This is a genomic window from Archangium sp. Cb G35 (genome assembly GCF_001896145.1).
In the GTDB taxonomy this organism is placed as follows: Bacteria; Myxococcota; Myxococcia; order Myxococcales; family Myxococcaceae; genus Archangium; species Archangium violaceum.
The window spans coordinates 699,196-722,442 of record NZ_MPOI01000003.1 but is presented as its reverse complement, the minus strand read 5'-3'; the positions used below and the strand labels follow the sequence as shown (position 1 = coordinate 722,442).

Genomic DNA, 23,247 nt, shown 5'->3' with positions numbered 1-23,247 from the left:
CGCCACTCAGGCCGGGGTGGTGGCAGCCGCGCCGAGCGTGAAGCGGAACGTGCTGCCCTGTCCCGGAGTGGACTCCACCCAGATGCGTCCGCCGTGGCGCTCGACGATCTTCTTGCAGATGGACAGGCCGATGCCCGTGCCCGGGTACTCCTCCTTGCCGTGCAGCCGCTGGAAGATGGCGAAGATGCGCTCGTAGTACTGCGGCTCGATGCCGATGCCGTTGTCCTCCACCGCCACCGTCACCGTGTCGCCTTCCCGTTGGGCCGACACGCGGATGCGCGGAGGCCGCTCGCCGCGGAACTTCACCGCGTTGCCCATCAGGTTCTGCAGCAGCTGCGCCAGCTGCGTCTCGTCTCCCTTCACCGAGGGCAGCGGCTCCACCTCCACCTCCGCGCCGGACTCCTGCAGCGCCAGGCGCAGGTGTGACAGCGCCCGCTCCATGCCTCGCTCCAGCGGCACCGTCACCAGCTCCTTGCCCCGCGTGCCCACGCGCGAGTAGGCCAGCAGGTCATTGATGAGCGCCTGCATGCGCGTGGCCCCGTCCACGGCGTAGCGGATGAACTCGTCCGCGTCCGCGTCCAGCTTGCCCTTGTAACGCCTCGACAGCAGTTGCACGTAGCTGGCCACCATCCGCAGCGGCTCCTGCAGGTCATGCGAGGCCACATAGGCGAACTGCTCCAGGTCCGCGTTGGAGCGCGTCAGCTCCTGGGCGCGCTGGGCCAGCTCGGCCTGGGTCTTCTCCAGGTTCGCCAGCAGCTCGGCGGTGTGCTGACGGGCCCGCTCGGCCTCGGCGCGCGCGGCCTGCTCGCGCACCAGCCGGCGTGCGTCCTCCTCCAGTGCCAGCCGCTCGGTGATGTCCGTGCACACGCCCGTCAGCCGCGAGGGCCGGCCCTGCTCGTCCAGCGTGAGCCGGCCATGGGCCTCCACCTGGCGCACCCGCCCGTCCGGCAGGACGATGCGGTACTGCACGTGGTGCTCCAGCTGCAGCTCGGCCACCACCCGCTGGATGCTGGTGAGCACGCGCTCCCGATCCTCGGGGTGCATGTCGCTCTGGTAGTCCTCGAAGCTGCCGCCGAAGCTGCCCTCGGGAATGCCATGGAGGCGCTCCAGCTCGGGTGACCAGGTGACTCGCTGGGCCTGGATGTCCCACTCCCAGGCACCCATCCGGCCCGCCTCGAGCGCCACCGCCTGTCTCGTCTGGGCACGCTTCGCCTCCGTGTAGAGGCGGGCGTTGTCCACCGCGAGCGCGGCCCGGCGCGCCAGTTCCTCCACCAGCCGCAGCTCCTCGGGCCCCAATCTCCGCATGGATTCGGCGGTGGCCACCGAGAGCGTGCCCAGCGTCCGCCCCCGGGCGTTGAGCGGCACCACCATCAGCGAGCGCAGGCCCAGCTCGCGCAGGATGCGCAGGTGCTCCTCGCTGCGCGCGGCCGCCACCAGCATCGTGTCGGTGATGTCGGAGGTGAGCTCCGGCTGGCCCGTGCGCATCACGTGGTTGACGCCACTCCGGGCCCCGGGGGCCGTGGGGTAGAGCTCGGCCAGCTGCCGTGCCAGCTCCACCTTGGCGGGGTCCATGTGGATGGAGGCCACCTGCCGTGACGGGGTGCTGTCTCCCGCGAGGTGCACCGCGCACCAGTCCGCCATCCGGGGCACCAGCAGGCGCGCCGTGGCGGCCAGTGTGCCCTCCAGGTCCAGCGAGGCGGAGAGCAGCTCACCGGCTTCGGCCAGCAGGCTCAGCCGCTCCTCGGTGCGCATCACCTCGGTGACATCCCGGAAGACGTTGATGGCGTACACCACCTGGCCCCGCGTGTCGCGCACCGGCGCCGAGGACACCCGGCTCCAGACTTCCTCGCCGGTCCGCTTGTCGCGGAAGCGCAGCACCCGCTCGGGTGCACTCCCGCGGGTGATGACCTGCCGGCCGGGCAGTTGGTCGAGGCTCAACGGATGGCCCGCGGTATCGAGGACGTCGTAGCGCTCGAATACCTTGCCGCTGCCCGTGCGCAGCAACTCCTCCGGGGAGGAGGCGCCGAGGATGCGCGCGGCGGCCGGGTTGGCGAAGCACAGCGAGAAGTCCTGCTCCTGCACGGTGACGCCGTCGTTCACCTGAGCGAAGAGCGCGTCCACCAGCGGGCGGGCCTGCTCGAAGAGCCGGGCCAGCATCTCCGCCCCCAGGTTCCCCGCCGGACGGTTCTCGGGCAGGGAAGGGTGCGAGGGAGGAAGGGCCGCCGTGCTCATCAGGAACTCCAGGTCGAGGAAGACAATCCCCCGAGGGGGCTCGAAAGCTCCCAATGGAACGCGGGGACGTCCATCCACATGCCCGGCCACTGTTCACTGGTGGGAGGCGGGCTCCCGGCTGGAGATGTCCGCATCTGGACCTTCGCCACCCGGTGCACCATCGGCGCCGTAGCTCCACACCACGGGCCGTCCCTCCTGGAGCGCATACCCATAGGGCAGCCCCCATGGGTCGATCGGAAGTTGCTCGAGGTGGTGGCCGTTCACGAGTGCCTGGAGGCCCTCTTCGGTGGACGGGTAGCGCTGGTGCTTCGCGTGGAAGTGCTTCAGGGCGTATTGGATGGCGGTCACGCCGTTCTCGGCGGCCTCCTGTTTCGGGGGACCGAAGTTCACGTGGCCGAAGATGAACAGCGGGGCGAACCACAGCATCGCCGCCACGGCCGCGAAGACGGCCAGGGATGACACGACGGTGAGGAAGAGGTCGCGCAGGACGGCCTTCCAGTGGAGCTTGGGATGTCCGGGAGTCGCGGGGGCCATGTCCGGAGCCCTTTCAATCCGCGTACCGGCCGCTCGCGCGAGGCACACTCTCCGTTACACGAGACCGATACATCCCGGCGCGTGTCCGGCCTGTCCCGGGTATCCCGTGTCCGGCTGTCATTCTGTCAGCACCTGCGCGGGGGAGCCGGGCCGCTCCGGTCGGGAAGGGGTTCACGGTTCCTCCGCCATCCCCTAGGGTAGGCCTTTCCCCCAGACAGGTGCCGATGCCCCGAGGAAACCTGCCCGAAGACTACCGGCGACACGTGACGGCGGCCCTGGCCGCGCTCAACGTGCGCAACCTGGTGTTGAGCATCCACGACCCCAGCTTCCCGAGCGCTCCAGGCGAGGACACCGGCCGGGGCACGCCGTACTCGGAAGGGGGCATGGGCTTCCTCGAGTTCGCGCGGGAGCTGGGCTTCAACGGCATCCAGCTCGGTCCGCAGGGGCAGACGTCGGAGGACAACGCCTCGCCGTACGATGGGACGCTCTTCTCGCGCAACGTGCTGAACGTGGCGCTCGCGCCGCTCACGCACGAGGAAACCTGGGGCGGGCTGGTGCGCCCCGAGCGGTTGCAGTCACTCGTCTCGGCGAAGCCGGGCGGGGACGCGCGGGTGACGCACCGCTACGCCTTCCGGGCCCAGCACGAGGCGCTGGAGTCGGCCTGGGAAGCCTTCCAGCACAAGCGGCTCCAGGCAGCGCCCGGCAGCCCCATCGCCTGGCTCTCCGAGCACTTCGACACCTTCCGGCGCCAGCACCACGAGTGGCTGGAGCGGGACGCGCTCTACGACGTGCTCTGCCTGGAGCATGGCCGCCCCTACTGGAAGGAGTGGCCGAGCGAATGGGACCGGCGGCTGTGGAGCCCGCGTCCGGGCGAGGAGGCGTCGTTCGCCAAGCGCCGGCAGGTGCTGCTGGCGAAGTACGCGGCGCAGGTGGAGGCCTATGCCTTCCAGCAGTTCCTGGTGCACTCGCAGCATGCGGCGCTGAGGGAGCGGACGGCGGCGTGGGGCCTGAAGCTGTACGGAGATCTCCAGATTGGTTTCTCCCCGAGGGATGCCTGGGCGTACCAGGGGCTCTTCGTGGGCTCGTACCTGATGGGGGCGCCGCCCAGCCGCACCAACCCCGAGGGCCAGCCGTGGAACTACCCGGTGCTGGACCCGGGGCAGTACCACGCGCCTCCCGACCCGAAGGGGCCGTACCCTGGTGTGCGGCAGCCCGGGCCGGTGTTGTGGTTCATGGGCTCGCGGGTGAACAAGATGCTCTCCGAGTATGACGGGCTGCGCATCGACCATCCGCATGGCCTGGTGTGTCCGTGGGTGTACCGCTCGGGAGAGTTGAACGCGCTGCACGCGGTGCAGAACGGGGCGCGGCTGTTCTCCTCGCCGGACCTGCCGGACCATCCGGAGCTGGCGCGCTGGGCCATCGTGGCGCCAGGGCAGTTGGAGCGCTCGCTGCCGCGCTACGCGGATGGCTGGGTACGCGAGTTGAGCCAGGAGCAGGTGCGCCGTTACAGCGCGCTCTTCGACGCCATCATCGCCGCGGCGCACGCGCACGGGCGCAAGGTGTCGGACCTGTTGTGCGAGGTGTTGAGCACCCTGCCCCATCCGTTGCAGCGGCTGCTGGAGCAGTACGGGCTGGGACGTTTCCGCGTGACGCAGAAGGCGGACCTGAAGAATCCGCGGGACGTGTACCGGAGCGAGAACGCCGCGCCCCAGGATTGGATCATGGTGGGCAACCACGACACGAAGTCCATCTGGGCGCTGGCGGAGCGGTGGCGTAAGGAGGGCGAGGCGCGGGCCCAGGCGGACTATCTGGCGTGGCGGCTGCACCCGGAGGACGAGGGGCGCGAGGACTTCGCGCGGCGGCTGCTGGAGGAGCCGGGGCTGCTGGTGCAGGCGAAGTTCGCGGACCTCTTCGCCAGCCGGGCGGAGAACGTGATGGTGTTCTTCGCGGACCTGCTGGGCATGAAGGAGACGTACAACGCGCCCGGCACGGTGAACGAGGAGAACTGGAGCCTGCGCGTTCCCCGGGACTACCGGCGTGATTACGGAGAGAAGCTCGCGGACGATGGGGCGCTCAACCTGCCGAGGGCGCTGGCGTTGGCCCTGAGCGCGGGCGGAGAGGAGGCGCGCACCCGGCACGCGCAGCTCATCGCGGCCCTGGAGCGGCTGGCCACGGAGCTGCGGCGCGGGTGAAGGGCGTGCTCAGTGCTGCACGTCCACCACGAGGCGGGTGGGCTCGCGCAGCTCCAGCACCCGGTACTTGTTGGGGCGCTTCACGCCGAGCACCCAGGTGACCTCGCCCTCGAAGTCACACGTGAGCTCCAGCTCCTCGAAGACGGGCAGGCCGGGCTTGCGCTCGCGCTCGGCCACGGTGACCTGGGGTCCATCATGTGCCTGGGCGGGTTGGACGGTGACCTGCAGCCAGCCCTGGCCGGCGACCTCGGAGGGGTCACCCGAGCCACACTTGACCACGGGCTTGTCGACGTACTCGATGTGGTAGCCGGGCAGCTGGCCGCCGTCGAACTGGAGCACGAGCCGGTCGAAGCCCTCGTTGCGGGCGGTGCGCACCTCGCGCATCGTCACGGGGGCGAAGCCGGAGCGCTTGACGTCCATGAGGCCCGCGGTCCACTCGCGGTTCTTCGGGTCCTCGGCCTGTGCGGCCTGAGAGCCCGGAGGGTTGGAGGCGGGCGGGGTGGCACCGGCGGAGGTTCCGGCATCGGTGTCCATTACGGGGCCCGCGCCGGTGGGCTGCGCGGCGGGAGGGGGAGGGGTGGTCTTCGCGGGCGCGGACGGCTCCGCGGGAGGGGGCGGGGTGGGGGTGGCCTCCTCCTTCTTGCAGGCCGCGGTGGTGAGGCAGGCGGCGAGTCCCAGCGTCGGCATCCAGCGTCCAAGCACCTTCATCATCGTCTCCTGGCGGCCCAAGGCTCCGGGCCGGACGGCGCCCCATGTGGCACGAGCGGCGTCCGAGTGCCAGCACGATTGGTGGAGAAGACGGGCGGCTCGGGCGGAACCACGAAGGGGCCGGTTCCGCCCGGAGCGGGCGCGTCAGTCGTCCTTTTCGGTGGGGATGAACTGGCCGCGAATCTCACCGTTCGGGTTTCCGGTGGTGTGGATGTTGATGTAGAGGAGCCCGCCCTTGAAGGCCTCCTGCTCGTCGTCGGAGAGATTCTTGGTGCCGGTGTAGCTGCCGTTGCGCTGATCCGTGGTGGTGATGGTGAGGTCGAGGATGGCGGGGCCGTTCGTTCCCTGGGCGCCCTGGTGGACGTGGGCCGCGCTCTCGGTGCCGGAGGCCACCTGCAGGTTGCTCTGCAGGCCGTTGAAGGTGCCGGTGATGGAGAGCGTGTTCCCATCGAGCGTGGCGGTGGCGATCCCCATCGTGGTGGCGGGCGCCGCGGTGGGAGGGACCTCGTTGGCGCCCGAGAGCTGGGTGGTGGCCACCCAGGATTTCGACCCGCAGCCGGCCAGGGCCAGCAATCCGGCTCCCAGCACTGCCAGCACCGTCCAGCGCTTCGTGTCACACGTGTGCATTCGTGTCTCCTGTCTGTCCGCCCGGGCGTGTTGGGGGACCCGGGGTGGGTCTCGGGCCCGGCGGCCCGGCCACGTGTCTAGAGGACTTCCGCGTCACGGGCGCGCCACGGGAATGGGGACTGCCCGGTATCGGGCAGTCCCTTGGCCTTGCAAGAAAGGCATGCGTCCAGGAGTTGTCCCTTCAGGGAGCGCGGAAAATCCCACGGACCGCCTGGGAGGACGTCCCCCGCCGCGTATATCGTGCGGCCGGACGCGTTTCCCCCCTTGGAGTGAAGCACCCATGGCTCTCGACCTCACTTCCCTGCTTGGCGCTCGACGGGACGACACCGTTGGTACGATGGTGCGTGGCCTGATCGGCAGCGAAATCCTCCGCATCGCGGGGGAGATCCGCGAACTGGTGGCGCAGGGGAAACAGGTGTGCAACCTCACCGTGGGGGACTTCAGCCCTCGCGAGTTCCCCATTCCCGCGCAGCTGGGTGACGCCATCAGCACGGCGCTGAAGGCGGGCGAGACGAACTACCCGCCCTCGGATGGTGTGCTGACGCTGCGGCAGGCGGTGGTTCGCTTCTACGAGCGGGCGCTGGGCCTGAAGTATCCGCTGGAGAGCGTGCTGATCGCCGGAGGCGCGCGGCCGGTCATCTACGCCATCTTCCGCGCGGTGGTGGACGCGGGCGAGACGGTCATCTACCCGGTGCCCTCGTGGAACAACAACCACTACTCGTACATGGTGGGGGCCAAGCCCGTGGAGGTGGTGACGAGTCCCGAGCACGGCTTCATGCCCACGGTGGAGCAACTTGCGCCGCACCTGCCCGAGGCGCGGCTGCTATGCCTTTGCAGCCCGCTCAACCCCACGGGAACGATGATCTCCGCCGAGGCGCTGAAGGACATCGGCCAGCGGGTGGTGGAGGAGAACCGCAAGCGCGAGGCGCAGGGGCGCAAGCCGCTCATCGTGATGTACGACCAGATCTACTGGACGCTGACGTTCGGGCAGGCCAAGCACGTGACGCCGCTGGAGCTGGTGCCGGAGCTGGCGCCGTACACGGTGTTCGTGGATGGCATCTCGAAGGCGTTCGCGTCCACGGGCGTGCGCGTGGGCTGGGCGGTGGGGCCGCCGTCCATCATCTCGCGGATGAAGGACGTGCTGGGGCACGTGGGAGCGTGGGCGCCCAAGGCCGAGCAGGTGGCGGTAGCGCGTTTCCTGGATGACGTGCCGGCGGTGGCGGGCTACCTGGAGACGATGAAGCAGCGGGTGGACGAGCGGCTGGTGGCGCTGCACCAGGGCTTCTCGGCGATGAAGGCGGCGGGGCTGCCGGTGCGCTCCATCGCCCCTCAGGGCGCCATCTATCTGTCGGCGCAGTTCGATCTGATTGGCAAGGCGGGGCTGCGGACGAACGACGACATCCGCAAGCTGCTGTTGGACAAGGCGGGCTTCGCGCTGGTGCCCTTCCAGGCCTTCGGGTTGAAGGCGGATACGGGCTGGTTCCGCCTGTCGGTGGGCGCCGTGTCGATGGAGGAGATCAAAGCGGGGCTGCCCCGGGTGGAAGCGGTGCTGCGCGAGGTGGTGGGCAGGTAGCGGTCCATGCCCTCCCTCTCCCCTCGGGAGGGGGCTGGGGTGAGGGTGCCAGACATCCGTTCTGATGACCCGTGCTGGCGCGCCCCGGGCACCTCGGGAATAGTGCCGGGGTGCCCCGGTTCATGGCGGCACGCTCGGAGGGTAGCCGAGCCCTTCCCCGAGCGCTTCCGAGACGGCACCAGCACCCATGCTCAAGAAATTCGTGAACGTGAAGGACGAGGAGGTGGGCTCGGTCCTGCTGTCCTTCGTGTACTTCTTCACGCTGATGTGTGGCTACGCCATCCTCAAGCCGCTGCGGGACGAGATGGCGACGGCGGGGGGCGTGAAGAACGTGGCCTGGGTCTTCACGGCGACGTTCATGGTGATGCTGGTGGCGGTGCCAGCGTTCTCGGCACTGGTGGCGCGCTGGCCGAGGCAGCGGGTCATCCCGCTCGTCTACCGCTTCTTCCTGGTCAACCTGCTGGGCTTCTTCGTGGTGCTGTCGCTGGGGGTGGCGCGGGAGCAGGTGGCGCGCGTCTTCTTCGTCTGGGTGAGCGTCTACAACCTCTTCGTCGTCTCCATCTTCTGGAGCTTCATGGCGGACCTGTTCGAGAGCGAGCAGGGCCGGCGGCTCTTCGGCTTCATCGCCGGTGGGGGCACGGTGGGGATGCTGGTGGGGCCGTTCCTCGTCAAGCACCTGGCCGAGCCGCTGGGGGCCACCAACCTGATGCTCATCACCGCGGTGCTGTTGGAGGTGAGCGCCCAATGCGTGCGGCGGTTGTCGCACCGGGCCGTCATCGCGCGCCCCCGGGAGGCGGCGGCCGAGGCGCCCGTGGGAGGAGGCATCTTCGACGGATTGCGGCTGCTGTTCTCCTCGCCCCTGCTGCTGGGGCTGGGGTTGCAGATCCTCCTCTACGCCGCGACTTCCACCTTCCTCTACAACCAGCAGGCCCACATCGTGGCCTCGGTGGCTTCCGGCACCGACGCGCGCACCGCGGCCTTCGCCAACATCGACTTCTGGGTGCAGGCGCTCACGCTCGTGCTGCAGATGGTGGTGGCGGGGCACCTCATGTCCCGTTTCGGGCTGGGACTGGTGCTGGCGGTGGCTCCGCTGGTCACCGCCATCGGCTCCTTCTGGCTGGCGGTGTTCCCCACCATGCTGGTGCTCATCGCCTTCAAGTCGCTGCGCGGCGCCACGCACTACTCCCTCGAGCGGCCCGCGCGTGAGGTGCTCTTCACCAGCGTGGACCGCGAGGCGAAGTACAAGTCCAAGGGCTTCATCGACACGGTGGTGTACCGCGGCAGCGACTCGGTGAGCTCCTGGCTGTACACGGGCCTCGACAAGCTGGGGATGAGCACCTCGGCGCTGTCCCTGGCCACGATTCCGCTGGCGGGCATGTGGCTCGCGGTGTCCCTGTGGCTCGCCCGGCTCGCCCGGAAACCGGAGCCCTCCGCTCCCGCCGCGACGCCCGAGCTGGCGTCCCCCGTGGACGCGGCCCGCTGACCCGCGGCGTGCGACCCGGCTCGGCTTCATCCGTTTCATCCGAAGAGGGGGTTCATCCGCATGAAGTTGTCTCGCAGAGGGGTGTTGAAGGGAGCCGCCGCGGCCGGTTCGCTCTGGGCCGTGGGGTGTGCTTCCACCAAGAAGGAGGGGAGTGAGGTGGCGAAGGTGTCCGCGCCGAAGGGAGGGGGCAAGCGCATCCTCATCCTCGGCGGCACGGGCTTCCTCGGGCCTCAACTGGTGGAGGCGGCGCGTGCGCGCGGCCACACCGTCACGCTCTTCAACCGCGGCAAGACGCGGCCCCACCTCTTTCCGGACGTGGAGAAGCTGCAGGGGGATAGAGACCCCAAGAACGGCGAGGGCCTGAAGGTGCTCGAGGGCCGTACGTGGGACGCCGTCGTGGACACCTCCGGCTACGTGCCGCGCGTGGTGCGCGCCTCGGCGGAGCTGCTGGCGCCCAACGTGGGCCACTACGTCTTCATCTCCTCCATCTCCGTCTACAAGGAGCTGCCCCGGCCGGGCATGGACGAGGACTCGACGCTGGCCACCGTGGAGGACCCCACCAACGAGAACGTCCGCGAGAATTACGGCGCCCTCAAGGCGCTCTGCGAGAAGGCGGCCGAGGCGGCCTTCCCGGGGCGCACCACCAACATCCGCCCCGGCCTCATCGTGGGCCCGGATGACCCCACGCAGCGCTTCACCTACTGGCCGGTGCGCGTGGCCCGGGGCGGCGAGGTGCTTGCTCCCGGCAATGGCTCGGATCCCGCGCAGGTCATCGACGTGCGCGACCTGGCGGAGTGGACGATCCTCACCATCGAGAACCGGGACATGGGCGTCTTCAACGCCACGGGCCCGGAGAAGCCGCTCACCATGAAGGGGCTGCTGGAGGCCTGCAAACAGGCCAGCAACAGCGACGCCACCTTCACCTGGGCGGATGCCGCCTTCCTGGAGAAGCACAACGTGAAGGCGTGGATGGACATGCCGGTGTGGGTGACGCCCGGGGGCGAGCTGGCGGGCATGACGGCCGTCAGCAACGCCCGGGCGGTGGCGCGCGGACTGAAGTTCCGCCCGACGGTGGACACGGCGCGCGACACCCTCACCTGGTTCAACGGGCTGCCCCCGGAGCGGCAGGCGGAGCTGCAGAAGCGGGCCGGCCTCCCTCCGGAGCGCGAGCGCGAGGTGCTCGCCGCCTGGCACCAGCAGCGGTCCGGGGCGGCCCACGCGCCCTGAGTCCTGGGAGCGGACAAAAAAAGGGGGGATGCCCGGGTTGAACCGTGGCATCCCCCATCACTCCGGCCCCGGCTGCTCCGCCCTCCCCCTCTGACGGGCAGGAGTCGCCAGGCCGTCCACCTCGGAGTTCCGAGGTGTTACCAGCTATAGATGCCACCCACATCCACGCCCAGGTCGAAGTCGTGGCCGTAGGACGGCTCGAAGTCCTGTGCTCTGTCGAGCACGATGGGGGCCACCGCCAGCCGGGGTGAGAGTGGCCGGACCACCGCGAGGCACGTCACCCCCGTGACCACCTCGTGCAACCCGTCCGTCACCCCCGCCTCTGTCAGTACCGCCAACTGGCTGCGCTTCGCCCCCGCGAAGGACGCCAGCCGGGGTACCGTCAGCCGGTTGCCCCCATCGCGCTCGGAGAGCCCGGCCGTTGGTGACAGCCGGACCAGAGTCTTCATCACCGGCGCGTTCTGCTCCCCCCCCACGTGCAGCACCACCCCCGCCTTGCCGGTGCCCCGCTGCATTCCGTGGACCTGATGACGCGTCGCCTTCATGCTGTTCTCCAGCTCGCGCTGCATGGGCTCCCCCCTTGTGGCACACCCGTGAGCGAGATCGGTGACAGGCCGGGATAATGGCCAATGAGCGCCGGGGAGTTTTCCTCGCGGACGCCAATCGGTTGCGTCAGGGCGCCAACCCGGGGTGGGGAATCACTCGTGGTGCCTGCCTGCCCGCTCTCCGGGCGGACGGGCCGGGTGCTGAACGGCCTTGCAGGTGGGTGGGGTCGGCGCGGTATGGAACGATGTAGGCCGCGATGAGGATGGATGATCATGGGTGACGGAGGAGGACGGGGCGTGCTGGCCGTGGTGGCGGAGAAGCCGGCCGTGGCGCGCGACATCGCCCGGGCGCTGGGCGCTCGCGAGCAGGGCGACGGGTTCTTCCGCGGTAACGGCTACGTGGTGACGTGGGCCATCGGTCACCTGGTGGGCCTGGCGCAGCCGGACGAGATGCGGCCCGAGTGGAAACGCTGGCAGCGCGAGGTGCTGCCGATGCTGCCGGGAGACTGGCCGCTGGTGGTGCAGGACAAGACGGCGAGCCAGTTCAAGGTGGTGAAGCGGGTGGTGAACGCGCCCGAGGTGGACACGGTGGTATGCGCCACCGACGCCGGGCGCGAGGGCGAGCTCATCTTCCGCTACATCTACGAGGCGGCGGGGTGCCGCAAGCCGGTGAAGCGGCTGTGGGTGTCGTCGCTGACGGAGGGAGCCATCCGGGATGGCTTCCGCGCGTTGAAGCCGGGGCGCGAGTACGAGCCCTTGGCGGACGCGGCGAAGGGGCGGAGCCGGGCGGACTGGCTGGTGGGGATGAACCTGACGCGCCTGTACACGCTGGCGTGCGGCGGGGACATGCTCTCGGTGGGGCGGGTGCAGACGCCCACGCTGGCGATGGTGGTGGAGCGCGAGCTGGCCATCCGCGACTTCGTGCCCAAGGACTACCTGGAGATTCTGGCCACCTTCGGGCCGGCGGGTGCCGAGGGGCCGCAGGGGAGCTACCAGGGCACGTGGTTCCGTCCCGCGGAGCCGGGCAAGGAGAAGGAGTGGGACGCGCGCGAGGCCCGGCGTCTGTCCGCGGACGGTGAGGAAGCGGGGCGCATCGTCGAGCGGGTGAAGACGGGCCGCGCGGCGGTGGAGTCCGTCACCGCCGAGACGAAGCGGATGGCGCCGCCGCTGCTCTATGATTTGACGGAGCTGCAGCGTCACGCGAACCGGCTGTATGGCTACAGCGCCCAGCGGACGTTGGAGCTGGCGCAGGCGTTGTACGAGAAGCACAAGTTGCTGAGCTATCCGCGCACGTCGAGCCGGCACCTGTCCAAGCAGATCGCCGACACGTTGCCGGAGGTGGTGCGTGCGATTCGTGGGCCGTGGGAGGCGTTGCTGGCGCCGGAGACGGGGGTTCGCCCGCTGGGGCGCCGCTTCGTGGATGACGCGAAGGTCGCGGACCACCACGCCATCATCCCCACGACGACGTCGCCGGAGCGCGCGAGGCTGGCGCAGGACGAGCGGCACATCTACGAGTTGGTGTGCCGGCGGCTGCTGGCGGCGTGGCACGAGGACTTCGTCTGGTCGGTGACGACGGTCATTACGGCGGTGAGCTCGGCGTCGGAGGTGGACCGGTTCCACAGCGCGGGCACGATGGTGGTGCGCGAGGGCTGGAAGGTGCTGGACGTAGGGGGAGGGCAGAAGGCGCCGAAGCCAAAGGAGGCGGGGAAGAAGGGGAGCGAGGCGGAGGCGGAGGAGCCGGAGGACGAGCAGGAGTTGCCGCCGGGGCTGGCGAAGGGGCAGGCGAGGGCGGTGCGGGACGTGAAGCCGGTGACGAAGCGGACGAGACCGCCGCCGCGGCTGACGGACGCGAGCCTGCTGACGGCGATGGAGACGGCGGGGCGGACGCTGGACGACAAGGAGCTGGCGGACGCGATGAGGGAGTCGGGGCTGGGGACGCCTGCGACGCGCGCGGCGATCATCGAGACGTTGCTGGATCGCGGCTATCTGGAGAGGCGGGGGAAGTCGTTCGAGGCGACGGAGAAGGGAATCGGGCTCATCCGGGTGGTGCATCCGGACGTGAAGAGCCCGGCGATGACGGGGCAGTGGGAGGCGTGGCTGCAGCGCATCGAGCGAGGCAGCGGGGACCTGGAGTCGTTCCTGAGAGGAATCGAGGCCTACATCATCGAGGTGGTGGGCAAGGTGCCACCGAATCTCCCCATGCCGATGGTGACCGCGAGAGCTCCCGCGAGAGGATCCACCCCCCCAAGAGCGCCAACATCCCCTCTCCCCTCGGGAGAGGGACGGGGTGAGGGTATCGGAGCCCCCAGGTTGAGTCCGCGTGAATCCCCTCTCCCTTTGGGAGAGGGTCAGGGTGAGGGTCTACGCCGGTCCCCGAGCAACCAGGTCGCCGCCGAGCCCTCGTCCCAAAGGAACACCGCGCGCCCGTCGCTCACCCTCGTCTCCCCTGGACCCACCACTCGCCCCGAGCGAACCGCGCGCCCGCCCACGCGCCCCTCCGAGCTGCGCGGGCTGCTCAAGGAGGTCTTCGGCTTCACGGACTTCCGGCCGTACCAGGAGGCGGTGTGCCGGGCGGCGACGGAGGGCAAGGACCTGTTGCTGGTGATGCCGACGGGAGCGGGCAAATCCCTCTGCTACCAGCTCCCGGGCCTCGCGCGAGCGGGAACGACCCTGGTCATCAGCCCGCTCATCGCGCTGATGGAGGACCAGGTGGCGAGGCTCCAGTCGCTCGGCCTGGCGGCGGAGCGAATCCACTCGGGCAGGGACCGGGCCACATCGCGGCAGGTGTGCGCGGACTATCTCGAGGGGCGGCTGGACTTCCTCTTCATCGCGCCGGAGCGGCTCGGAGTACCAGGCTTCGTGGAGCTCCTGGCCCGGCGTACGCCGGCACTCGTCGCGGTGGACGAAGCCCACTGCATCTCCCAGTGGGGACACGACTTCCGCCCGGACTACCGGCTGCTGGGAGCGCGGCTGCCGATGCTGCGTCCCTCGCCCGTCATCGCGCTCACGGCGACCGCGACACCGGACGTGCAGCGTGACATCGTCCAGCAGCTCGGGCTCGAGGGAGCGGGAACCGCGCCCGCGCGTACCTTCATCCACGGCTTCCGGCGCACCAACATCGCCATCGAGGTGCGCGAGCTCAACCCGAGCCAGCGCTCCGACGCCATCCGCGAGCTGCTCGCGGACCCCTCGCACCGGCCGGCCATCGTCTACGCCTCCACGCGCAAGCACGCGGAGCGGTACACGGAGGAGCTGGGCGCGGACTTCCACACGGGCACGTACCACGCGGGCATGAGCGCGTCGGAGCGGGACGAGGTGCAGACGGCGTTCCTCGGAGGCCGGCTGGAGGTCATCGTGGCGACGACGGCCTTCGGCATGGGCATCGACAAGGCGGACGTGCGCACGGTGGTGCACGCGGCGCTGCCGGCGAGCCTGGAGGGCTACTACCAGGAGCTGGGCCGCGCGGGCCGGGATGGAAAGTCCTCGCGCGCGGTGCTGTTGCACTCCTTCATCGACCGGCGCACGCACGAGTTCTTCCACGAGCGCGACTACCCCGAGCCCTCGGTGCTCGAGCGCATCTACCGGGCGGCGCGCGAGGAGCAGGAGCCGAAGGAGTCGCTGGCGGCCCGGGCGCGCGTGGCGGTGGACACCTTCGACAAGGCGCTCGAGCAGCTGTGGATCCACGGCGGCGTGGAAATCAGCCCGGACGAGTCGGTGCGCCGGGGCAAGCCGGGCTGGGCGGCCTCGTACGCGGCGCAGCGCGAGCACAAGCATTCGCAGCTGGAGCACATGGCCCGCTACGCCGAGTCGCACGGGTGCCGGATGAAGCACCTGGTGGACCACTTCGGTGACCTGCAGGACTCGGGCGCCGAGTGCGGCCTGTGTGACGTCTGCGCGCCCGACACTTGCGCCACCCTCCGCTTCGGCGAGCCCACCGCCAGCGAGCTGCACGCGCTCGGGCGCATCCTCGAGGCGCTCCACGAGCGCGATGCCCAGGCCACCGGCCGGCTCCACCGCGAGCTGTTCGGCGAGGCGCTGCCCCGGCGCGACTTCGAGCGGCTCCTCGGTGGACTGGTTCGCGCCGGGCTCGTGCGCCTGTCCGAGGACACCTTCGAGAAGGACGGGCAGAGCATCACCTTCCAGCGCGTCTCGCTCACGGCCGAGGGCCGGCGCACGCACGAGCCCGCTCCTGGTCAGGTGCAACTGCCCCGGCTGCCGGACGAGGCCCCCGCGCGCAAGCGCCGTGGCTCGCGGACCAAGGGCTCCCGGGCGGAAGGTGGCCGCAAGAAGGCCTCGCGCCGCAAGGAGTCCGCCGCCGGAGGCAGGAGGAAGCGCCAGGCCCTGGAGCGGGCCGAGCCCGCCTATTACGCGGCGCAGGACGAGGCACGCCCCACCCCGGTACCTCGTGGCCGGGAGGCGCTGACGCGGGCCCTGGAGCGCTCGCGGCGCAGTGGGGAGACGCTCGGCGTGGGAACGCCCTCGCCCCAGCTCGTGGAGGCCCTGAAGGCGTGGCGGCTCGCCGAGGCCCGCCGCCGGCGCGTCCCCGCCTTCCGCATCCTCACCGACAAGGTGCTCGGCGCCATCGCCACCGCGCGCCCCCGGGACGGCCTGGCGCTGCAGCGCGTCCACGGCGTCGGCCCCAAGCTGGCCGAGCGCTACGGCGAGGCCATCCTCGGGCTCGTCGGCCGCATGTCATCCTGAGTCCTACAGCGCCGCCGTGTGTCTCTTTCAAGAGGGGGAGTGGCGGAGGCGTTTTTCTTTATGAGAAAGTGAGCACTGTCTTCCGACGAGGGCAGCGCTCCGCCTCCGGAGCCGCTTTCCTGGCAGGGCGCCGATAAGGCGCCGAAGGGACCGTCATGTCGCCGGAGAAAGTGGTGTTCGCCACGGCCGTTGAAGCCCTGTTCGTCCGGGCGCTGGGGGCGAACCTGTCGAGCCTCGCCCGGCGGCGGCTGCGCGAGGCGGGGTTGGATCTGGAGAAGCCGCTGGAGGTCTCCTATCCGCTCGACGAGTGGAAGACGTTCGTGCACGTGGCCTCCGGGGCGCTCTACCCGCACCTGCAGCCCGTCGAGGCGCACTGGTGGATGGGCATCCACTTCATGGAGGGCTACCTGCAGACCTTCACGGGGCGTGTCGTGGCGGAGCTGGCCCCGGTGCTCGGCCCCCGGCGCATGTTGGAGCGCATCGGGCAGGACCTGCGCAGCGGCAACAACTTCATCGAGGTCGAACTGGTGGCGCACTCCCCGCGTCACTGCGAGCTGTGGATGAATGACGTCCTCGACGACGTGCCCTCCTTCGCGGCGGGCTTCATCCTCCGGGCCCAGCAGCTGGCCGGCGCGCGGGGCGTGTACGTGGACGTGGCCTCCTACGATGGCACCGCCTGCACCTTCGACATCCGCTGGCGCGAGGCCCTCCCCCAGGCCGCCAACGGCTGAGACGCCGCGGGCCTACAGGTACGGCGACAACAGCCGGGCCACTCCGTCCCGCAGGCGGATGGGCAGCGGCCGTGCATTCAGCTCCTCCAGCGTGACGAGCCGCGAGCGCGACAGCCGCTCCTCGATGAGCGCGTCCAGCCGCGCCGCCAGTTGCGCGTCGTAGCACTCCACGTCGAACTCGAAGTTGAGCCGCAGCGAGCGCGGGTCCCAGTTGGCCGAGCCCAGGAGCGACCACACCCCATCCACCACCATCAGCTTGGTGTGGTCGAACGGCGGCGCGGTGAGGAAGACGCGGCTGTTGGGGCGCATCACCTGCCACAGCTGCGCGATGGAGGCCCACTGCACCACCGGGAGGTTGAGCTTCTCGGGCAGCACCAGGTCCACCCGCACGCCCCGCAGCGCCGCCACGTTCAGCGCGGTGACGAGCGCCGCTTCCGGGAGGAAGTACGGCGTGACGATGCGCACCGTGCTCCGCGCGCACGCCAGCGCCCCCAGCAGCGTCAGGCGCAGCGTCTCGAAGTCCTCGTCCGGGCCATCCGGAATCCCCCGCGCCATCACCGGCCCGGCGGGCTCCAGCGGGGGAAACCACGTCTCTCCGTGCAGGCGCTCCTTCGTGGTGAAGGCCCAGTCCTCGGCGAACGTCTCCTGCAACTGCCCCACCACCGGCCCCTCCACGCGGAAGTGCAAATCCCTCGCGTCGCCGTGGCCCGGCAGGAAGTGCTCGCGGATGTTCATCCCCCCGGTGAAGCCCACCTTGCCGTCCACCACCAGCAGCTTGCGGTGGTTGCGCAGGTTCATGAAGGGCAGGCGCGCCGGTATCAGCAGCGTGGGCAGGAAGCGCGCCACCCGCACCCCGGCGCGGCGCAGGCGGCCGGTGATGGGCGGCCAGTCATAGCGCGCGCCCAGCGCGTCGATGAGCACGCGCACCTGCACCCCGCGCTCCACCGCCCTCCCCAGCGCCTCCGCGAATTGCCGGCCCGCCGCGTCGTTGTCGAAGATGTAGCTGCACAGGGAGATGGAGGTGCGTGCCGCCTCGATGGCCTCCAGCATGGCCGGGTAGGCGCCCGCGTGGGCCTCCAGGGGCACCAGCTTGTTGCCCGGCAGCAGCGGCCGGTGATGCACCACCTCGTCCACCAGGCGGACGAGCGAGGCCAGGTGCGCCGCTGGAGGCACCTCCGCCGCGAGCTGTTCGGGCGTGCATGGGGCGGCGTCCGGCTTCGGGGGGAACTGGCCATGCTCCTGGCGCAACGTCAGCGAGCGCGCCCGGCGGCGGATGCGGTTGATGCCGAGAATCAGGTACAGCACCACCCCCACCAGCGGCACCAGCCACACCAGTCCCACCCAGGCCACCGCCGCGCGCACGTCCCGCTTGCGCAGCACCGCGTGCCCGGTGGCCAGCAGGTTGGCCACCACCGCGAGCCCCGCCGCCACATGGGGCCAGACCTCCAGGAGCAGCGATTCCAGCGTCATCCTTCCTCCGTCCGGTCCCCGGGCCGGGCGTGGAAGTCAATATGTGCATGCTCCGGGCCCGGGCGCGGGCAGGGGAGGGGGGCTCCGTCCGGCATCCTTCAGAGTGACCCGGGAGGTCACCTATACTGCATCCCGTGGAGCTCCTGCCCAACGCGCCCCTTCCCGATGTCACCCGCTTCTTCCACCCCGTCCTCCCCGCACGGAAGTTGAAGGACAAGCCGGTGCGGGTGGAGCTCGCGGGCCGGGCCTATGCCCTCTTCCGCGATGCCCAGGGCCGCCCCGCCGCGCTCGCCGACTCCTGCCCCCACCGCATGGCCCCCCTGTCCGCCGGCCGCGTCACCCGCGAGGGCCAGCTCGAGTGCCCCTACCACGGCTGGCGCTTCGACGCCGACGGCCACGGCCGCAGCCCCAGCCAGCCCGACCTCAAGAAGTGCGACGCGCGCGCCTTCCAGCTCGTCGAGCGCTTCGGCTACCTCTGGCTCTCCGCGCGCGACACCCCCCTGTCCGCCTTCCCCGACTTCGCCCCCGAGGGCTACGCCTTCAACGGCGCCTTCTCCATGCTCTTCCGCGCGCCGCTGCACGTGACGCTCGACAACTTCAGCGAGGACGAGCACACCCCCTTCGTCCACACCCGCCTCGGGTGGAACCGCGCCCAGACGAAGGACATCTCCTACGAGGCGCACAACTTCGAGGACCGCACCGAGGTGCGTTACAGCGCTCCCCAGCGGCCCTCCTTCCTGATTCCCCTGCTGCTGCTGCGCAACGGCGACTTCTTCCACAACCACTGGGTGACGCGCTTCGATCCGGTGCGCACCGACTACACCATCACCTGGACGGGCCCCGCCGGCGAGCAGCGCCCCTTCACCAACCGCGCCATCATCTTCTTCGTGCCGGAGACGGCGCACACCACGCGCCTGCACACCTTCTCCTTCGGCCAGCTCCACAATGAGCGCCTGCGCCCGCTGCTGCCCCTGGTGCGCCGCGCCGCGCTCGTCCTGAGCTGGTACGAGATTCGCGACGACGCCCGCTTCATCCCCCTGGTGGCCCACACCCCCTACAGCCTGAAGGGCATGCGGCTGGGCAAGTACGACAAGCCCCTCATCCACCACCGCAAGCTGCTCGAGCGCATCTACTTCTCCGGCGGCGACGCCTCCTCTCCGCCCACGCCCCTCCCGCTGCCCGAGGCCGCCAACGGCTGAGCGCTGCACCGTGCCCCGCCGCCGCCCACGCTCTGTCTGGGTAGATGGTTGGTCCATCAACTTTTTGAGTGCATACTGGATGGATTGGATGTAACTTGATGCTGCAGGTGTATGGGACGGCTGTGTGGCCGTTTCCTTGTCCGGAGGGTCTTTCCGGTACGGGAGACGTGTGCCCGCTGTCCGATTCAGCAACATGGGCGTCCGATTCCCGGACGTCTGAAATGTTATTGGCGCAAGCCCTCGGAATCCCATGGGATTTCCGGTCGGGTTGTCAGGACCCTTTACGCGGAAGCCGGGAGAGCCTGGAGTGACGGTACTCCACGGCTATTCGCGTTGTTTCCGCTAAGCCCTTGATTTCCGGTGAGCCCGCTTGTTGGCACGCTGGGTGCTCAGGGGGACGGCGCGAGGTCGCGGCTGGTGCTCCAGGCGGCCACGTCAAACCCCACGTCGTTCCCGAAAGAGGAAACCCCCATGCGTAAGCTTTCCATGGCGTTGCTGGCCGGTGTTGCTCTCGTTGGTTGCGGTGGTCCCGAGGTCCCCGAGCAGAAGACGCAGTCGTGGGAGGAGTTCCGGGCCTCGGCCATCAACGACGAGGGCGACGTGTACGTCGTCAACGGCGATGAGGCCGTGGAGGGCGTCGAGGGTCTGCGCGCGTACTATGACAACTTCGTCGCCAACGGCGACGTGGGCGCCACCCAGGACGGCCTGGCGGTCTACTATATCGGCGGCGACATCAAGTGGAGCGCCACCGCGGCCCGCAACATCACCTACTGCGTGAGCTCCTCCTCCTTCGGCAGCCGCTACAGCACCGTGGTGACCGCGATGAACAACGCGGCCGCGGCCTGGGAGGCCACCGCCAACGTCAACTTCGTGCACTCCAGCAGCTACGACTCCAACTGCACCGCGTCCCAGGCCGGCGTGGTGTTCGACGTGCGCATGACCACCACCACCAGCTACGTGGCGCGCGCGTTCTTCCCGAACTCCAGCCGCTCGGCCCGCAACGTGCTCATCAGCACCAGCGCCTTCTCCTCGACGGGCTCCTGGACCCTGACGGGCGTGCTGCGCCACGAGCTGGGCCACGTGCTCGGCTTCCGCCACGAGCACACCCGCTCCACCGCCTCGGGCTGCTACGAGGACAACCAGTGGCGCGCGCTGACCAGCACCTACGACCGGGCCTCCGTCATGCACTACCCCCAGTGCAATGGCACCCAGACCGGCGACCTCGTGCTGACCAGCCTGGACAAGACCGGCGCCCGCGCGCTGTACCCGTAATCCCTCCGCTCACCTGAGCTGACGAAGGGCCGGGGATGCACGCCTCCACGTGGGGCGGGGCGTCTCCGGCCTCTTCGTTTTTCACGCCGGCGCCTGCGCCTCCTCGAGCAGCTCCCGCGGCTCGAAGGAGATGAGCGTCTTCACGTGGTCCTCGTCCTCGATGTCGAGGCACTCGAGCTCCCCGGTGTCGCTCTCTTCGGCCCAGACGTGCACCGGGTGGAGGATGCGATGGGTGAACTCCTCGCCGGGATGGCCCACCGTCACCTCGATGGCGCCCTCGTCGCTGCCCTTCTCCTCGACGAGGATCTCCACCAGCGGCAGGTTCCAGGCCACCCGCTGGTCTCCCAGCTCCGGTCCCGCGGCCTGGATGCGGACCTGCTGGTCGTGCTCGACGGCGCTCAGCAGCAGGAGGTAGTCGGCCCACCGTTCGCGGGGAATCTCTCGCGTGTGATGCATGGCGCACCTCGTGGGATGACGGGAGGACTCACTTGCCCTGGGGCGCGGAGGCACCCGGGAGCAGCTCCACGGTGGTGGCCTCGTAGTGGCCCTCGTCCTCGTCATAGGCGGCGCGCACCTGCATGCCCTCGCGCAGCTGCGAGCGGGCCGCCTGCTGGCCCTGACGGAGGAAGCGGGTGTCGTCCTCCAACACGAGTGTCATCGAGGTGCCACCCCGGTCGCGCACCGTGACGCTGTTGGCGGCCATCCCCGTCACCGTCCCGTAGATTTCCTGGTCCGCCAGGTCCTCGCCGCCGGTGAGGTCGGGACGCCCCTCGGTGATGCTCTGCTCGTCATTGGGAGTTTCATCCCCCTGGTTGCCGCTCACCACCGTGGAGCCGCTCTCTCGGCCCGGGGTCTCGCTCGTCCGCTCCTTGCAGCCGGAGGCCAGCCCGAGCAGGGCCACCGCCGTCAGGCTCCACGTCCATTTGTGCATGCCCATTCGTTGCTCCCCGTGTCCCAAAGCCGATGCTTCCAAGGTGGGCAGCCGGAGCGGGCGCGGCCATGGGGAAGCGAGCGGGGAGCGGAGCGGACGAGCCCGTCCGGGGAGCGGGCATCCGGGCGGGCCTCGGGCCCTCGAGCGGAGGGCGGGCCACGGCCCGGGGAAACCACCGCTCCGCCCGGTGAGGAGCGGGGCGGTGGGGACGGCGAATCACAGCGTGGGGACGCCGATGATGTTGCCGCAGTAGGCGTTGGTGCCGCAGGTGGTGCCCTTGCTGGTGTACCAGGCGGACTTGCGGGTGGAGTACTGGCGGTTGTCCGCGTGCACGTGCGGGCCAGTGGCCTGGCCGGTGCCGCCCACGAGGCCCAGCGCGCAGCCGTCGCACGTCTTCGAGCCGGAGCTCACGTTGGCGTAGAAGTGCAGCTGGCGGAAGTCCCAGCCGTTGGCGCCGGTGACGACGTAGTAGTTGCCCGCGCCGCCGTTACAGGTGGAGCCGTAGCAGGCGCCCGCACAGCCGCCGTAGTACTTGTAGTAGTAGCTGCCCGCCAGCATGCCGCGGTGGTTCCACTCGTTGCACGAGCCGTTGCCGATATCGAGCGCGGTGTGGCTGCTGCCCGAGCAGCTGTAGTACGTGGTCGAGTTCACGTACGCGGTGGTGTCGCAGATGGGGCCCTTGGCGGTGGCGGAAACGGCCACCCCGGCCCAGCCCGCCACGAGCGCCGCGGCGGCGTACATCATCTTCTTCGCGTTCATACTTCCTCCTGAGTGCTTCACTCCGGTGTTTCACTGCATGAGGAACTGCCTTCCCCCCGTTACTTGCGGATGCGCTCCTTCTCGCGGAGCACCAGGTGCCACTCCTGCAGGCCCAGCCTGAGCGCGGACTGCCAGGCGTCGATCTCCGCGTCCATCCCTGGCGCCACGCCGCGCAGCGACTCGAGCGTGGTGCTCGCGCCGCCCATGCCCAGCCGGGCGATGCCCTGCAGCGCCGCCTTGCGCACCGCCGGGTCCTTGTCCGTGCGGTAGAGGTCCACGAGCGAGCGGCGCGTGCCGGCCGCCTCCGCGCCGGGGACTCCGCCGAGCGCCGTGGCCGAGGCCGCGCGCAGGCCCGGGTGGTCCGTGCGCAGGTTGCCGCGCAGCTTCTCCACCGTCTCGTGGCCCACCTGCTCCATGGAGACCTCGGACAGCAGCGTCGCGGCCGCCTCGGGGTCCTTGGAGGCGAGGGCCGTGGCCACGGCCGTCTCGGACACCGTCTTGTCGTGGCCGAAGTACACCTTGGCGTTCTCGTGGACGAGGTTCTCCACCACCGCCTGGCGCACCTCGGGCGCGCTGTCGCGGATGAGCTGGTCGTACGTCACCACGTTGCCGTTCTTGCCCATGGCGTCCACGGAGCCGATCCCCTTCATCCCGCGCACCGCCGCGGCGCGCAGGGCCGGGTCCGAGTCACTCGCCGCGCGCGCCAGCAGGGGCTGGAGGAGGGAGGCGTCCTCGCTGAAGCTGGCCTTGCCCGCCACCGCTCCACCCAGGGCCTCCAGCACGTCCGGGTCCCGCTCCTGCTGCACGGCGGCGAGCAGCTCCTCGGCCGGCATCACGCGGGCGGCCATCTTCAGCCGCTCCTTCACGTACTTGCGGTAGGCCGGCGAGCCCGTCTTCAGTGCCGCGCGCAGCTCGTCCAGCATGCCGGTGAAGGAGCACGTCGTCGCGCGCAGGGGCGGCTCGTTCCCGGTGGCCGAGGCGGTGACGGGCAGCAGCCAGGCCGCCGAGGCGAGCAGCGCCACGCGCCAGCGGGAAGGGCGGTTCATGCGAGTCATTCCTTCGA

At 70.1% G+C, this 23,247-nt stretch carries 18 protein-coding genes; 8 read left to right on the top strand and 10 right to left on the bottom strand.

The features are described 5' to 3' along the window. Positions 1-6: 6 nt before the first annotated feature. On the bottom strand, positions 7-2,232 hold the full coding sequence (locus BO221_RS13260) for an ATP-binding protein (RefSeq protein WP_073560756.1): 2,226 nt from the start codon (positions 2,230-2,232) through the stop codon (positions 7-9). A gap of 93 nt (positions 2,233-2,325) precedes the next feature. Next, positions 2,326-2,766, bottom strand: a complete 441-nt coding sequence (locus tag BO221_RS13255; protein WP_073560755.1) for a type II secretion system protein GspG — start codon at positions 2,764-2,766, stop codon at positions 2,326-2,328. 224 nt (positions 2,767-2,990) lie between these two features. On the opposite strand from BO221_RS13255, the gene BO221_RS13250 reads away from it, so the two are divergent. Then, complete coding sequence (locus BO221_RS13250) at positions 2,991-4,958, top strand: 4-alpha-glucanotransferase (protein WP_073560754.1); 1,968 nt, start codon at positions 2,991-2,993, stop codon at positions 4,956-4,958. Between the two features lie 9 nt (positions 4,959-4,967). Here BO221_RS13250 and BO221_RS13245 read toward each other — a convergent pair whose 3' ends face one another. Next, positions 4,968-5,669, bottom strand: coding sequence for a hypothetical protein (locus BO221_RS13245; RefSeq protein WP_073560753.1), 702 nt, complete (start codon positions 5,667-5,669; stop codon positions 4,968-4,970). Positions 5,670-5,810: 141 nt separating this feature from the next. Beyond that, complete coding sequence (locus BO221_RS13240) at positions 5,811-6,293, bottom strand: CHRD domain-containing protein (protein WP_073560752.1); 483 nt, start codon at positions 6,291-6,293, stop codon at positions 5,811-5,813. A gap of 280 nt (positions 6,294-6,573) precedes the next feature. On the opposite strand from BO221_RS13240, the gene BO221_RS13235 reads away from it, so the two are divergent. From BO221_RS13235 to BO221_RS13225, 3 genes are all read left to right on the top strand, one after another. Continuing rightward, on the top strand, positions 6,574-7,866 hold the full coding sequence (locus BO221_RS13235; protein WP_073560751.1) for a pyridoxal phosphate-dependent aminotransferase: 1,293 nt from the start codon (positions 6,574-6,576) through the stop codon (positions 7,864-7,866). Between the two features lie 187 nt (positions 7,867-8,053). Then, positions 8,054-9,349 (top strand): NTP/NDP exchange transporter, encoded by a 1,296-nt coding sequence (locus BO221_RS13230; protein WP_073560750.1) that lies wholly within the window; start codon positions 8,054-8,056, stop codon positions 9,347-9,349. A gap of 60 nt (positions 9,350-9,409) precedes the next feature. Continuing rightward, entirely contained in the window at positions 9,410-10,576 is a 1,167-nt protein-coding gene (locus BO221_RS13225) for an SDR family oxidoreductase (protein WP_073560749.1), read from the top strand. Positions 10,577-10,713: 137 nt separating this feature from the next. Here the strand turns inward: BO221_RS13225 and BO221_RS13220 are convergent, their stop codons facing one another. Further along, the gene (locus BO221_RS13220) at positions 10,714-11,121 is read right to left on the bottom strand and encodes a hypothetical protein (RefSeq protein WP_158079836.1); all 408 of its coding nucleotides are present in this window, start codon (positions 11,119-11,121) and stop codon (positions 10,714-10,716) included. Positions 11,122-11,394: 273 nt separating this feature from the next. Between BO221_RS13220 and BO221_RS13215 the strand changes: the two genes are divergently transcribed. Together BO221_RS13215 and BO221_RS13210 are read left to right on the top strand one after the other, a co-directional pair. Further along, positions 11,395-15,822: a DNA topoisomerase 3 gene (locus BO221_RS13215; protein ID WP_233165953.1), complete on the top strand. Its 4,428-nt coding sequence runs from the start codon at positions 11,395-11,397 to the stop codon at positions 15,820-15,822. Between the two features lie 155 nt (positions 15,823-15,977). Further along, positions 15,978-16,553: a DUF2378 family protein gene (locus BO221_RS13210; RefSeq protein WP_073560746.1), complete on the top strand. Its 576-nt coding sequence runs from the start codon at positions 15,978-15,980 to the stop codon at positions 16,551-16,553. 12 nt (positions 16,554-16,565) lie between these two features. Here the strand turns inward: BO221_RS13210 and BO221_RS13205 are convergent, their stop codons facing one another. Then, on the bottom strand, positions 16,566-18,023 hold the full coding sequence (locus tag BO221_RS13205; RefSeq protein ID WP_073560745.1) for a phospholipase D-like domain-containing protein: 1,458 nt from the start codon (positions 18,021-18,023) through the stop codon (positions 16,566-16,568). A gap of 134 nt (positions 18,024-18,157) precedes the next feature. On the opposite strand from BO221_RS13205, the gene BO221_RS13200 reads away from it, so the two are divergent. Together BO221_RS13200 and BO221_RS13195 are read left to right on the top strand one after the other, a co-directional pair. Next, complete coding sequence (locus BO221_RS13200; protein WP_233165951.1) at positions 18,158-19,222, top strand: Rieske 2Fe-2S domain-containing protein; 1,065 nt, start codon at positions 18,158-18,160, stop codon at positions 19,220-19,222. Between the two features lie 471 nt (positions 19,223-19,693). After that, positions 19,694-20,494, top strand: coding sequence for a M57 family metalloprotease (locus BO221_RS13195; protein WP_083680995.1), 801 nt, complete (start codon positions 19,694-19,696; stop codon positions 20,492-20,494). Between the two features lie 81 nt (positions 20,495-20,575). Here the strand turns inward: BO221_RS13195 and BO221_RS13190 are convergent, their stop codons facing one another. The 4 genes from BO221_RS13190 to BO221_RS13175 form a co-directional block, all read right to left on the bottom strand. Further along, positions 20,576-20,950, bottom strand: coding sequence for a DUF5335 family protein (locus tag BO221_RS13190; protein WP_073560744.1), 375 nt, complete (start codon positions 20,948-20,950; stop codon positions 20,576-20,578). A 28-nt stretch (positions 20,951-20,978) separates the two neighbouring features. Beyond that, positions 20,979-21,431 (bottom strand): DUF5666 domain-containing protein, encoded by a 453-nt coding sequence (locus BO221_RS13185; RefSeq protein WP_073560743.1) that lies wholly within the window; start codon positions 21,429-21,431, stop codon positions 20,979-20,981. 210 nt (positions 21,432-21,641) lie between these two features. Next, complete coding sequence (locus tag BO221_RS13180; RefSeq protein ID WP_073560742.1) at positions 21,642-22,184, bottom strand: peptidase M23; 543 nt, start codon at positions 22,182-22,184, stop codon at positions 21,642-21,644. Positions 22,185-22,243: 59 nt separating this feature from the next. Next, entirely contained in the window at positions 22,244-23,230 is a 987-nt protein-coding gene (locus tag BO221_RS13175; protein WP_233165949.1) for a HEAT repeat domain-containing protein, read from the bottom strand. Between the last annotated feature and the right edge of the window lie 17 nt (positions 23,231-23,247).